Origin of the sequence: Dyadobacter flavalbus (assembly GCF_006149045.1) — a bacterium.
Classification (GTDB): Bacteria; Bacteroidota; Bacteroidia; order Cytophagales; family Spirosomataceae; genus Dyadobacter; species Dyadobacter flavalbus.
In genome coordinates this window covers 667,913-681,079 of sequence record NZ_VBSN01000027.1, presented here as the reverse complement: position 1 = coordinate 681,079, position 13,167 = coordinate 667,913, and the positions used below count along the sequence as shown (strand labels likewise).

The window sequence follows — 13,167 nt, the reverse complement described above, 5'->3', positions numbered from 1 at the left end:
GGATAATATAAATGTTATACGCATTCATACCTGTTCTTGCAGAATCTCCTACCTTTGACTTTTCATTTATTCACACATTCTAGTTTTTTTTAAACTTTTATGAAAATTTTAATTACCGGAGGCGCAGGATTTGTAGGATCTGCTTTGGCCATTGCTCTTAAAACAAATTATCCTGATTATCAGGTTTATGCACTTGATAATCTCAAAAGGCGCGGCTCCGAGCTGAACCTCAGCAGGCTGAAAAAGCAAGGCGTCGAGTTTGTTCACGGCGATATTCGTAATAAAGAAGATTTTGATTCCATTCCTGCGGTGGATACGGTAATAGAAGCTTCGGCGGAACCTTCGGTACTTGCCGGGCTGGACGGAACGCCGGATTATCTGATCAATACAAACCTTGTCGGGACTGTCAACTGCCTGAATTATGCACTGAAACATAAGGCAGGCTTTATTTTTCTTTCCACAAGCCGGGTTTATCCGATAAAAACAATTGAAACACTGAATTTCATTGAAGAAGAAACACGGTTTGCCCTGTCGGACGAGCAGCCGGTTGCCGGTGTTTCTGCAAAAGGAATTGCCGAAGACTTTCCGCTGAATGGCGCACGCTCTTTGTACGGTACTACGAAACTTGCCTCGGAACTGATTATTCAGGAATACAATGAATTTTACAACCTGAAAACGGTGATCAACCGCTGCGGCGTCATTACCGGTCCGTGGCAAATGGGAAAAGTAGATCAGGGCGTTATGGTGCTGTGGATTGCCAAGCATTATTTTGAACAGCAGCTTGGTTATTTCGGTTACGGCGGTACCGGAAAACAAATCAGGGATATGCTGCATGTGGCGGATCTGTATCGTCTGATTGACTGGCAGCTTCACAATCTGGATCAGGTTAACGGCGAAATCCTTAATGCCGGAGGCGGGCTGGAAAGCAGTGCTTCTTTGCAGGAACTCACCCGAATTTGTCAGGAAGTAACCGGCAAAACCATTCCGATCAAAGTTGTTCCGGAAAACCGTACTGCGGATATACGTCTTTATGTTACCGATAACAGCAAGGTTACAGCGCTTACAGGCTGGAAACCGCAGATCGGCATCCGGCAGATTGTGGAGGAAATTACAGCATGGCTGGCTGAAAATGAAAAGGAGCTTGCCCCGATTCTGAAATAAGTAGCTTTTGGCTATTGGCTTTTAGCTTTTAGCTTTTAGCTTTTAGCTTTTAGTGAAAAATTTGTTTGATAAAGATCAGGTTGCAAGAATTTGTAATCTCGATTTGTTTTTTGAAATTACTTAAGTGATTTTATAAAACGGTTACAGAAAGGACATGAAAATCATCGAATGTCCGCGGGATGCATGGCAGGGCTTTCCACATTTTATTCCGACGGAGCAGAAAGCCGCTTACCTTAATCAATTGCTGAAAGTCGGATTTCACACGATTGATTTCGGAAGCTTTGTTTCGCCCAAAGCAATGCCGCAGGTCAGCGATACGGCCCGTTTGCTGAATCATCTGGAACTTTCGGGAACTGCTTCCCGGCTGCTTGCCATTGTTGCCAATGAACGAGGTGCTACGGAAGCCTGCCGGTTTGAGCAGATTCAGGTCCTGGGCTATCCTTTTTCAATTTCGGAAACTTTTCAGCTGCGGAATGCAAATGCCACAATCCGGGAATCTTTTGAGAAAACCAGAAGCATTGCAGCATTGTGCATGGAAAATGGCAAAGAACTTGTGATTTACGTTTCCATGGGATTCGGCAATCCTTATGGTGATTTCTGGAATGTAGCTTATACGCTGGATAAAATACATGAACTTGCCGAAATGGGGATTACAAAATTCTCTCTTGCCGATACAATCGGAATTGCCCGGGAAGATGATATCCATAGCCTGTTTTCACAACTTTTTGCAGCTTATCCAAAGCTGGAATTCGGTGCCCATTTTCATTCAAAGCCCGGCAGCTGGATACAAAAAGTAAATGCCGCCTACAAAGCAGGCTGCCGGCGGTTCGACGGTGTGCTGCTCGGCTATGGCGGCTGCCCGATGGCACAGGATAAACTGGTAGGAAATATATCGACGGATCAGCTGATTGCATTTGCCCAAGAAAAGAAAGAGCTTCTGAAACTGGATTCAGAAGCTCTTGCAAATGCGCAGAAAATGTTCCTGCAATTAGCCAATATGTATTCGTAAGTTTAAAACCGGACTTTCAGCCTGAACTTTCAGGCAAATTTTCTTTTTACAATTGCAAGCAACGCTGATACCGCTTCACCGTTTACATCCCACGCATATTTGGACGCATACCGGTGCCAGATCAGGTTTTGTGCCTCTTCAAAGCTTTTTACCATATCCAGTTCATAAATTGCTTTATCAAAATGTTCACTGTTCTTATTAAAAAGCTGATTTACAAACATAAATCGCTGGCCTAAAGGAATGGAACCTGCAATGCTTTCTACCTTGACGGGAACACTTCCGTAGGATTTGTCTTCGGCCGGCTTAGGAATATCAACTTTAAAACGGTTGTTCAATGAATCCCTTTCCGAAGTGTTTGTCTTGGAAACGATCTCGCTGATAACGGAAGAAACAGGTTCAGCGCGGGAAGCTCCCGGCTTTACGGTTGAAGGCTCCAGTTCATTCAGTGCAGAATCAAAAAAGGATTTCGACTCATTTTTCATATTGGACTGAACCGGTTTTCCAGCTTCTTTCGGCCTGAGTTCATTCAGATTGAGCGGGAATATATCGGAAAACTGCAATACATAAGGTTCAGTATCGTCCAGCAAATCCGGATTGGCCTTGATTTCATATAACCAGCTAACGGCCTGCGTCTGATAAACGGAGACGGAGCCGCTGTCGGTAAGCCGGCCAAGCATTGCTTCCGCAATTCCTTTATGGATTTGTGTATATTTTAAAAGCTGCTGTGCCTTTTCATGGGTAAATTCAGAATCCGGCGTAGCCCTGATCTTTTCTTCAAAATAAGCAATGGGTGTAAACAGCAATTTCAGTGATTCCTTTACGGAATCCGTCAGCAAAGGTTCAAGATCCTGACGTTTTACAGCAATATGCTGCGATGCCGTGTTCATAAATGCCTCGAGTGCTTCCCTTACTTCTTCATTTGCATAATCAAAATACGGGCTCCGGAATGTTTCCGCATTGTTTTTCCATTCTTCAAACAACTTGTTTAAAATCCCCAGATTTACCTGTCTGACCGGCGTAAGTTTCAGCAAACCCGCTCCGGTAATTATATCCTGCGTCCGGTATACTTCATTTAAAACAGTTGTAGTAAACCTCGCGGCATATTGGTTAAGTGCATTTATGTTTAAATTATCCGGCATAACGAATATGAGCTTTTGATAACGATTGTGTTTAAAGAAAATATGTTTGATTTGTAAAGATAAAGAAAAATGACTGTTCAGAAAGTCAGTATTGCGTCAAACATGTTTATAGAACCATTACACAGAAAAGAAAATATTAACCCCCGAACCGGCTGGATCGAAGTAATTTGCGGTTCCATGTTCTCCGGGAAAACCGAGGAATTAATCCGCAGGCTCAACCGCGCCAAAATTGCACGTCAGAAAATACAGATTTTTAAACCTGCTCTCGATAAACGTTATCATGAGGAGAACATTGTTTCGCACAACGACAATTCCATACGCTCCGTTCCTGTCCATGCTTCTTCCGAAATAATGACACTTGCCAAAAACAGTGAAGTGGTGGGCATTGACGAAGTACAGTTTTTTGATGAAGCCATTGTGGAAGTCTGCAATGAACTTGCCAATATCGGAAAGCGCGTGATTGTGGCCGGGCTGGATATGGATTATACCGGAAAGCCGTTCGGATGCATGCCGCAGCTCATGGCCGTTGCCGAATTTGTGACCAAGGTACATGCGATATGCATGGTCTGCGGCGAAGTGGCATCGTATTCTTACCGGCTTTCGCCGTCCAATGAAAGAGTTTTGCTGGGCGAAACCGACTTGTATGAAGCCCGGTGCCGGCGCTGCTTCAATCTTGGAGAAAATGCCGACCGTTTCCGGTCATAAAACAAAGAGGCCGTTTCAGTATTTTTGAAACGGCCTCTGATATATTTTAATGAAATGAACTTTATACGTTCACTTGATTCATTACTTCGGTTTGCTTGCGGATGGATTCCATGTGAACAAGCTTGAAAAGTTCGTCAACAAGGTTCGGATACAGATTCATGCTTTTTCCCCATCCGGCACGTGTTTCCAGTACTTCGCGGAAACGATCCACTTGATAAGCAGCAACGTTATTGTCACGCTTGTATTCAGCCAGTTTTTCAACGAAAGACATACGCGCAGCAAGTGTTTCTAGCAATTCGCGGTCCAGGTTGTCTATTTTTCCGCGAATGATTTCCAGTTGTGACTGGTAATCGCTTCCGTAGGATTCCTTGCGGACATGCAGGTCATGCAGCATCTGGCTCAGTGAAGCAGGCGTTAACTGCTGGGAAGCATCCGACCATGCCTTGTCCGGATCGCGGTGTGATTCGATAATCAGACCGTCATAGTGCAAGTCCAGTGCGCGTTGCGCCAGTTCATACAAATAAGCGCGTTTTCCTGCCATGTGGCTTGGATCACCGATTACAGGCAATTCAGGGAAAATAGTCTTTAATTCAATGGCAATGTTCCACATCGGAGAGTTACGGAACTTTGTTTCCTGCGCGTTTGAAAATCCGCGGTGGATTGCACCCAGTTTTTTTACACCCGCCTGATTCAGGCGTTCCAGCGCACCAACCCATAACTGAAGGTCAGGGTTTACCGGATTTTTTACAAGAACAGGAACATCAATTCCTTTCAGGGCATCAGCAAGTTCCTGAACATTGAACGGGTTCACCGTTGTACGCGCACCAATCCAGAGAATATCCACTCCGTATTTCAATGCCAGTTCAATATGCTGCGGCGTTGCTACTTCAACCGCCACGGGCAATCCTGTCTGTTTCTTAACAGCCTGCAGCCATGGCAAAGCTGCTTCACCCATACCTTCAAAGCTACCCGGACGAGTCCTCGGCTTCCAGATTCCCGCACGGATCACATGCGCAAAGCCTTCTTCCTTGATCTGGGTTGCGGTTTCCAACATTTGTTCTTCGGTCTCTGCACTGCAAGGCCCGGCGATTACCAAAGGCTTACCTTCGGTATTGATCCAACTGCTTAACGGAAGGATATCTAAAGAAGCATTCATATTCAAAAACTGTCCTTAATAAAAATTGATAACTGTAATATTTTGATCCGGTATTATGTGTATTTCTGGGATTGACCGTACATTTGATATCTAAAAGCAAAAACTTCAAGTGCCTTTTAATTTCTTATTGTGAATTAACAATTACGACAAAAGCTCACGTAAGAAAAACTTTCAATAAAATGACATATCTCTCACCCAAAGACCATATCCCTGTATTTTTCGAAGACACTTCCGTCGCTTTTGCATCCAAATCGGACGACAGTCTCAGGAAAACTTACTGGTTGTTCAGCCTTATGAATCAGGCTCGAGTGGTAAATTTAGGCACTTTTTTTATAAAGCTTGCACTAAAACTCAACTTACCTATAAAAAATCTTATCCGTATCACCATTTTTGAACAATTCTGTGGTGGTGAGACGATTAACGATTGTGATGACACCATTGCAATGCTTGGCAACTCAGGCATCGGAACCATACTGGATTATTCCGTTGAAGGAGAAGAAAGTGAAACCAGCTTTGAAGCAACGGCAGCGGAAATCCTGAAAACCATTGACAAGGCTTCGGTATCAAACACAATCCCGTTTTCTGTATTCAAGGTCACGGGCATCGCCTCGGCGGAACTTCTGGAAAAAATCCAGCGGGACGAGCACCTGTCCGAGCAGGAACAAAATGCCTATACGCTGGTCAGGCAGCGCATTGAACGGCTCTGCAGTTATGCCAAAGAGAAAGATGTACGCATTTTTATTGATGCTGAAGAAAGCTGGATACAGGGTGTCATCGATGATCTTGCCTATGAAATGATGCAGAAATACAACAAGGAAAAGGCAATTGTTTACAATACTTATCAGCTTTACCGCCATGAAACGCTGGATGCATTGAAAACGGCTTTTCTGATGGCGCGCCAGAAAGGCTATTTCCTTGGCGGAAAGCTGGTCAGAGGTGCCTATATGGAAAAAGAGCAGCTAAGGGCCAGGGAAAACGAATATTTCAACCCGATTCATGCTACAAAGGAGGCTACGGACAAAGATTATAACTCCGCCATTGATTTCTGTCTGGATCATGTCGAGCACATTTCCATATGCCTCGGCACACACAATGAGTACAGCTCACAGTACTGCGCACTGAAAATGAAAAAGCTGGGAATCAGTCAGAATGACAACAGAATCTGGTTTGCACAGCTGCTCGGCATGAGCGACAACATTTCCTTCAATCTTGCCAAAGCCGGATATAATGTTGCCAAATACGTACCTTACGGCCCGATTGATGCCGTATTGCCTTATCTGATACGCCGTGCAGAAGAAAATACATCCATTGCAGGCCAGAGCAGCCGTGAGTTTTTGCTGGTTAAAAGTGAATTGAAGCGGAGGAGAAGTGGTTCTTTATAGCTATCTTATTACTTTCGCGTTATCAAATTTCAATTGTTTATAAAACAGAATGAATCAATCCAGAAATCCGGCCCCGTTTTTACTTCTGAGTTTACTGCTTATAATTATAGATCAGGCATCAAAGCTTTTGGTTCATTACTATATGGAACCCGGGTTTTCCGGTCAGATTTCACTGATTGGAAACTGGTTGAAACTTCATTATGTGCTTAATCCGGGCATGGCTTTCGGCATGCAGCTCGGACATGAATACGGCAAGTTGTTTCTTACGCTTTTCCGTCTTATTGCCATGTTTGCAATTGGCTGGTATCTTGTACATCTGGCCCGATCAGGTGCTACAAAAGGCTTGCTCTGGGCACTTTCCCTGATCCTTGCCGGCGCTGTCGGAAATGTGATTGACAGCACTTTTTATGGTGTTTTGTTAAAAAATGCACCATACGGATCTCCGACACCCTGGTTCCACGGCCAGGTTATAGATATGATTTTTGTTGATTTCTGGGAAGGATTCATTCCGGACTGGGTTCCGGTCTGGGGCGGGCAATATTACTCCACGCCGATTTTCAACATTGCTGATTCCTGTATTTTCATTGGTGTATGCAGCATTCTGATTTTTCAGGGCAGCTTTCATTCAACGGGAAGCCATTCTGAACAGGAAGATAATAACGAGCATAAAGACGAAGTTTCGCAGGATGAATCCCAGCAAATAACAGCCGCAGATGATCAGATCAATCCTTCCCAGATTTCGACTCCTGCCGTAGAAAACGAAAGCGACGAAAACAAAAAAGAGAGCTTGTAAGCTCTCTTTTTACCTTAACCTAATTGTCATCCTTGGTCAGCGGAATAAAATCCTTGAAGGCCTTCTTGATTGCGGTGTCCGTAGCTTCTTTTTTGTTTTCCCAGTTTGCATCCAGTTCCAGCGCAACCAAACCGCTCAGATTCATCAGAGACTTGAATTCATCGAGTTTGCGGATAAAGTCCGGCTGTCGTCTTGCCGATTTCTGTGAATACTCTCTTGCGAATACATCTCCTTTGTTCTGAAGTTCATTCTTTTTCTGCATGACATAATTGAACCGGTCCAGTAACCCGTTAACGGATTTACCGATTACTTCGGTTGCTTCCAGCGTTCCGACCGTTGCCACCGTTGTTCCACCGATTGTAGTGATGTAACCTCTTACATTCTGATCCGTTGCAACTACCGGCGCCAGACCGGTTGTTGCACCAAGCGAAGCATTCAATAGAGAACGGCTTCTTTTGCCTTTTTTAGCTTTGGAATAAGCCTTTTTCAATTCTCCTTCTTTCTCTGTCATTTGTTCCAGAAGTCCCCAGGCATTTACCAAAGCACCGCGGTACAAATTATAAACATAGTTGTCACGCACACTTTCATCCACTGTATTCTTGATTACAAAATGGACCGTGCGCTCTTTTTTATTCTGCGCTTTGTCCAGTACATAAAAAGTAATGTTAAAAGCCAGCGTATCAAACGGATCTTTAACAAAATTATAACCCGGCTCCCAAATGAATTCATAGCTTGTAGCTGTATTCTTCACCAATGCTTCGGAAGGCACTTTCTTGTTTTCGGAAATAAAGTTGAAAGTAACAATATCGTCTTCTCCGTTTGGATCGGACAATGTAAATCTCAGGTTGATCCGGTTGTTTTCAGCACTGTTTATAACCGAATTCTGAGGTATGATCGTAAAATCAGGCGCAAGGTCCATTTGCGTGATATCCAGCTTCAGACGGCCTTTTGCCCTTGCCTTTGAAGGCTGGTCTTCCACATAGAATTCTATATATCTGGGACTTTTTTTCAGTGTGCTGAACTGATTCGTTGAAGGTTCCCATATAATTTCTCCGGCAGCAGTAAGCTTCATTCCTTCCGGCATTTCCTCCAGAATCGGGATAAATACAATGGGATCGCCATCTGGGTCGCGAATGGATCCTATATCTATTTTATAAATATTCTGAGTTTTGTACTGCACATAAAACGGTTTAAGCTCATCAACCTGAGGAGCGCGGTTTACATGCATTACCTTGAACACGACTTCGCGCGAAGCACTTTCACCGGAAGAAGTCTGCGCCTCAAACACAATCGGGAATGATTTCGAAGTATTGATACGGTCCGCTATATCAAAGGAAGGCGTCCACACAAAATGTCCCGCTGAATCAAAACTCATTTCCTTGATCTGCCCGCTGCTGATGCTGTAAGTAACGGAATCGCTTTTCCCACCTTTTGTCTGTAAATGAAAATTGATTTCTTTTCCCTCTTGCAATACATTCCAGTCGGTTTCGGCCGGAAAAATAATTTGTAAAGGACCGGCTACAGAACTTTTCATATTATCCTGTCCCTGAACCTTTGTAAATAAAAGAAATGTGGTCAGAAGTATCAGTATTTTATGAAGGTGTTTGATAATCATAACGCAAAAAATATAATTAATTCTAAGGGTGAAGAATACTTTGATCTTAACGCAAAACTAACAAATCCTATATAAAAGCATTGTGATTACTTAAAAATTGAAATCCGGCCCGGAAAAGATTTCCCCTTAAAAGAAATGCTTCCTGTCAAAACAGGGCCTTACCTTTATACAATCTGCTACAAAGCAAAAATACCGGAGAGCAGCCTGATCAATGACTGCTCTCCGGTATTTTAAGTTCAATACGCCTTTGTTTATTTTTTCTTAGGCGTTGTTGTAGATGTAGCCGGAGCTGTTGTTGCCGGAGTAGTTGCCGGCTTTGCCGGTGCAGTTGCTGCTGGTGCTGCTGCCTCTACTTTGTCAGGATCTACACCCAGTTTTCTCAGGATCAGGTTGGTTGCATTGTTTTCTTCCGATGCTGCAAACAAGATGATCGGTGTTGTTCCCTGTCCTGCATCCATGTTCAGGATGTAAAGGAAACCGCTTTCTTTACCAACTTCCTGAATGGCGTTGTTCACTTTTGTCAGGATCGGTTCCAGAAGTTGCTGTTGCTTGGTTTGCAGAGAAGTCTGTGCGTTGTTCTGCATTTCCTGAATTCTGGTCTGCAGATTCTGCAATTCCTTTTCTTTGTCCGCACGGATTACATCAGTCATGTTCGCACCGTTTTTTTGGTACGCTTCATATTTTTCCTGTGCTTCTTTATATGTCTCTCCCAGTGCTTTGTCCAACTGCGCCTTTGTAACTTCCAGCTGATTCTGCATTACTTTGCTTTCGGGAAGTTTGCTGATTACATAATCAACATTTGTATAACCGATTTTTGTAAGTCCGCTTGCAGGGGTTGTTTGAGCTAAAAGAGGAGTTGTGACAATGGCCATCAAGACCATAAAAGCTATCAATCGTTGTTTCATTGCTTTGTTACTTATTTAAGTTTACTGGTTCTACTTTTTTGTTTTGGTGAGTTCTGTGTTGGTGTTGGTACTTTTGTCTGTGTCTGTTCCGGTTCATCTGTTCTGCTTACCTTTTCTTCATTTCCGGATTTGTTGTTCTTGGGATCAATCCCCAGTTCTTCCATTACATAATCCGAATAATCGTGTTTGGGATTTGTGTAGAGCATACCGATGTCGCTGGATTTATCAAACATAAAGTCAAGACGCCGCTGGCTGCAAACCTTGGTTACTGCTCTCTGCACTTTTTCAAGAACAGGTTTCATCAGTTCTTTCTTCTTCTGAAAAAGTAAACCTTCCATACCAAAGATTTTACTGTTGTATTCTCCGGCTTCCAGTTCTTTTTCCTTTATTTCATTTTGCCTTGTTCTTTTCAGATCTTCAGTCAGCAGAATTTCTTCGGCCATATAAGCCCGCTGCATCCGGTCTATTTCAGCAAATTTATCCTGAATTTCTTTTGCCCACTTTTCGGAAAACTTCTTCATTTCCGTTTGGGCCAACTGATACTCAGGCATTTTACTGGTTATAAATTCCATGTCGGTATAACCAATTTTCTGCGCCCATGACGCTGATCCACATAGAATTGACAAAACTAGTAAAATAAAAAACTTCTTCATGGCAGAGAGGTAACAATTTGCAAACTTCTTAACGAAACTTCTGGCCCGGATATTATCTGATCTGTTGTCCAATGGTAAAATGGAACTGAGGACCGCTTCGTTTCGACTCGCCTTGTATTCTGTCAAATCCGTATCCCCAGTCGATTCCCAGCAGACCGAACGCCGGCATAAAAATACGAGCACCGACACCCGCAGAACGCTTAAGATCAAACGGGTTAAACTCCTTATATGTTCCCCAGTTGTTACCGCCTTCGGCAAATCCGAGAATAAATATCGTTGCCTGCGGGTTTAGTGAAACCGGATAACGAAGTTCCATTACATACTTGTTATAAACAATACCGCCACCGGATGCCGGATAACCGTTTGCTGCCAAAGGGCCCACTTTCTGATCCTGATAACCGCGAAGGCCGATGATATCCTGGTCAGCCAGCGAGAACGAACCCTGACCGGCAAGTCCGGAACCACCCACAATAAAACGTCCGAACGGGCTGTACCCTACTTTGTCGCCGTATGCGCCCAGGAAACCCATGTGCGTACGTGCACTTAACACAAGCTTTCCGGTAATTGTTGCATAGTAACTGGCATCAAACATCCATTTATGGTATTCAACCCAGCGGTAAGTATCGGTTTTGTCTACAAAATCCTTTTTCCTTAAAGCTGAATAAGGCGGCGTAAATGTTCCGCTTAAAGAAATATTGCTTCCGCTTCTCGGAAACTGGAAATCACTTAGCGTGTTCCTCGAAATGGTGGTATTAAACGAAATGTTATTTGACACACCGTTGCTGTATCCGATCCTGAAAATATCCAGATCATCCAGCCTGTACCGCTGATATGAAAGCGAGTGCGTCATCACAAGGTTACGATCCGGTTCTTTAAGACGGCGGCCAAGCGATAAGGTAATTCCATTGTTGAAATATCCGCCGCGGTAGTTCAGGCCTCCGCCATTCAGCCCGGTTGTGTAAATAGAATTATAATCTGTCATTCTGTAAACAGTACGCTGAAGGGAAACACCGAAGTTGATCGGTTTTTTTCCTCCAAGCCACGGCTCGCTGAATGAAAGCGAATACGTCTGGTATTGCTTACCGTTTGCCTGAAAACGCAATGAAAGTTTTTGTCCGTCGCCGGAAGGCAAAGGTCTCCATGTTTCACGATTCGGGATATTTTTCAAAGAGAAGTTATTGAATACCAAACCAAGCGTTCCTACAAAACCGATGTAACCACCCCATCCACCGGACAATTCAATCTGGTCAGAAGGTTTTTCCTCTACGGTATATTCAATATCAACCGTTCCGTCTGCCTGATTCGGGATCGGATTGATCTGGATTTTCTCAGGATCAAAATAGCCCATCTGGGACAACTGACGCTGCGTATTGATAATTTCCGTCTTGCTGAATTTCTGTCCAGGCAATGTAAAAAGTTCCCTTAACACAACGCGGTCGCTGGTTTTGGTATTTCCGTTCAGCAGAATGCGGTTGATTGTTGCCTGTTTTCCTTCAAACATCCGGAGTTCAACATCAATTGAATCACCCTCAACGGCTTTTTCAGTCGGCTCGATCCGGAAATACAGATAACCATCGTCCATATAAATGGAGCTCACATCTCCTCCGGGAATACCGTTGATCTTCTTGTCAAGTTCTTCCGGATTATAAACATCCCCTTTTTTGATACCGAGCCTTTCACCAAGGTATTTGGACGTATAAAGATAATTTCCAGACCAGGTTATATCACGGTAAAAGTATTTGGAACCTTCATCCACTTTCAGGTCAATGCTTATGGTTTCATCGCCATTACGGATTGAATCGAATTCTATGGTAGCATCCCGGTAACCGTTTTTGCGGTAATATGCAATCAGCTTTTCCTTGTCTTCATCGTATTTTTTGGGAATGTATTTGGAAGGATTGAAAAGCCGGCCGATTCTTTTCTGCTTCGTTCCTTTCATCTTGCGTTTAAGTATTTTATCACTTATCGCCGTATTTCCCTCAATATTGATTTTTTCAATCTTAACTTTTTTGCCCTTCGTTATTGTAAAGTTCAGCGTCGCCTGTCCTCTTGTCGAATCCGGAATCTGCAGCACCTTCACTTTGGTGTTGTAGAAACCTTTATCCATATAGTATTTCTTGATGACAAGCTGGGTATTTTTAATGACCGTCGGTGTTATTACTCTTCCTTTGATCAGTTTTACCTTGTCGTTCAGCGTTTCTCTTTCCCCTTTGCGTATTCCTGAAAAAGATACTTTGTAAAGCCTTGGCCTTTCCTTGATATGAATGTTAAGCCATACCTTCTCTTCCTGAATTTTGGTAGCCAAGATTTCCACATCATCAAGCGTTCCGAAATCCATCATACGTTTGATGGATGAAGTTACAGCCGGCCCCGGAATCCTGATTTTATCTCCCGGTTTCAGTCCGGAAATGGAAATCATGGAATTCGGATCCAGAAACTGCGTTCCTGAAACCGTTACTTCCGCTATGGTATATTCCTTAGGGTTTGCCGGGTCAATTCCCATATTGGCCACCGGCGCAGCAGGCTTTGTGGAAGCGCCCAGGCCAACACGCTGTGCATGTGCCGAGAAACAGCAGCAAAGCATCAACACGGCCAGAGTACCTTTAAGATGTGCTAATGGTTTATTCAAATTTTTCACAAGGTTCATAT

Annotated in this window: 11 protein-coding genes; 5 read left to right on the top strand and 6 right to left on the bottom strand. The window is 43.6% G+C overall.

All coding sequences use genetic code 11. From position 1 onward, the window contains the following. Positions 1-99 precede the first annotated feature (99 nt). Both FEM33_RS08155 and FEM33_RS08150 read left to right on the top strand, forming a co-directional pair. Positions 100-1,161 (top strand): NAD-dependent epimerase/dehydratase family protein, encoded by a 1,062-nt coding sequence (locus FEM33_RS08155; RefSeq protein ID WP_139011544.1) that lies wholly within the window; start codon positions 100-102, stop codon positions 1,159-1,161. Between the two features lie 154 nt (positions 1,162-1,315). Next, positions 1,316-2,170, top strand: coding sequence for a hydroxymethylglutaryl-CoA lyase-like TIM-barrel protein (locus FEM33_RS08150; protein ID WP_139011543.1), 855 nt, complete (start codon positions 1,316-1,318; stop codon positions 2,168-2,170). A 29-nt stretch (positions 2,171-2,199) separates the two neighbouring features. On the opposite strand, the gene FEM33_RS08145 is transcribed toward FEM33_RS08150, so the two are convergent. Beyond that, a complete protein-coding gene (locus FEM33_RS08145) occupies positions 2,200-3,309 on the bottom strand; it encodes a DUF8457 domain-containing protein (protein WP_139011542.1) in 1,110 nt (369 codons plus the stop codon). A gap of 102 nt (positions 3,310-3,411) precedes the next feature. Here FEM33_RS08145 and FEM33_RS08140 point away from each other — a divergent pair, with 102 nt between their 5' ends. Further along, entirely contained in the window at positions 3,412-4,014 is a 603-nt protein-coding gene (locus FEM33_RS08140) for a thymidine kinase (RefSeq protein WP_139011812.1), read from the top strand. A 61-nt stretch (positions 4,015-4,075) separates the two neighbouring features. On the opposite strand, the gene FEM33_RS08135 is transcribed toward FEM33_RS08140, so the two are convergent. Continuing rightward, positions 4,076-5,170 (bottom strand): chorismate mutase, encoded by a 1,095-nt coding sequence (locus FEM33_RS08135; RefSeq protein WP_139011541.1) that lies wholly within the window; start codon positions 5,168-5,170, stop codon positions 4,076-4,078. A gap of 179 nt (positions 5,171-5,349) precedes the next feature. Here FEM33_RS08135 and FEM33_RS08130 point away from each other — a divergent pair, with 179 nt between their 5' ends. Together FEM33_RS08130 and FEM33_RS08125 are read left to right on the top strand one after the other, a co-directional pair. Then, positions 5,350-6,552, top strand: a complete 1,203-nt coding sequence (locus tag FEM33_RS08130) for a proline dehydrogenase family protein (protein WP_139011540.1) — start codon at positions 5,350-5,352, stop codon at positions 6,550-6,552. Between the two features lie 49 nt (positions 6,553-6,601). Then, positions 6,602-7,345 carry a lipoprotein signal peptidase gene (locus FEM33_RS08125; RefSeq protein ID WP_139011539.1) on the top strand — a complete coding sequence of 248 codons (744 nt, stop codon included), beginning with the start codon at positions 6,602-6,604 and terminating at the stop codon, positions 7,343-7,345. A gap of 19 nt (positions 7,346-7,364) precedes the next feature. Here the strand turns inward: FEM33_RS08125 and FEM33_RS08120 are convergent, their stop codons facing one another. The 4 genes from FEM33_RS08120 to bamA form a co-directional block, all read right to left on the bottom strand. Continuing rightward, entirely contained in the window at positions 7,365-8,960 is a 1,596-nt protein-coding gene (locus FEM33_RS08120) for a hypothetical protein (protein WP_139011538.1), read from the bottom strand. Between the two features lie 251 nt (positions 8,961-9,211). Beyond that, on the bottom strand, positions 9,212-9,865 hold the full coding sequence (locus FEM33_RS08115) for an OmpH/Skp family outer membrane protein (protein ID WP_138282797.1): 654 nt from the start codon (positions 9,863-9,865) through the stop codon (positions 9,212-9,214). Positions 9,866-9,876: 11 nt separating this feature from the next. After that, on the bottom strand, positions 9,877-10,518 hold the full coding sequence (locus tag FEM33_RS08110) for an OmpH/Skp family outer membrane protein (protein WP_139011537.1): 642 nt from the start codon (positions 10,516-10,518) through the stop codon (positions 9,877-9,879). 52 nt (positions 10,519-10,570) lie between these two features. Continuing rightward, positions 10,571-13,165 carry an outer membrane protein assembly factor BamA gene (gene bamA / locus FEM33_RS08105; protein WP_139011536.1) on the bottom strand — a complete coding sequence of 865 codons (2,595 nt, stop codon included), beginning with the start codon at positions 13,163-13,165 and terminating at the stop codon, positions 10,571-10,573. Positions 13,166-13,167 lie beyond the last annotated feature (2 nt).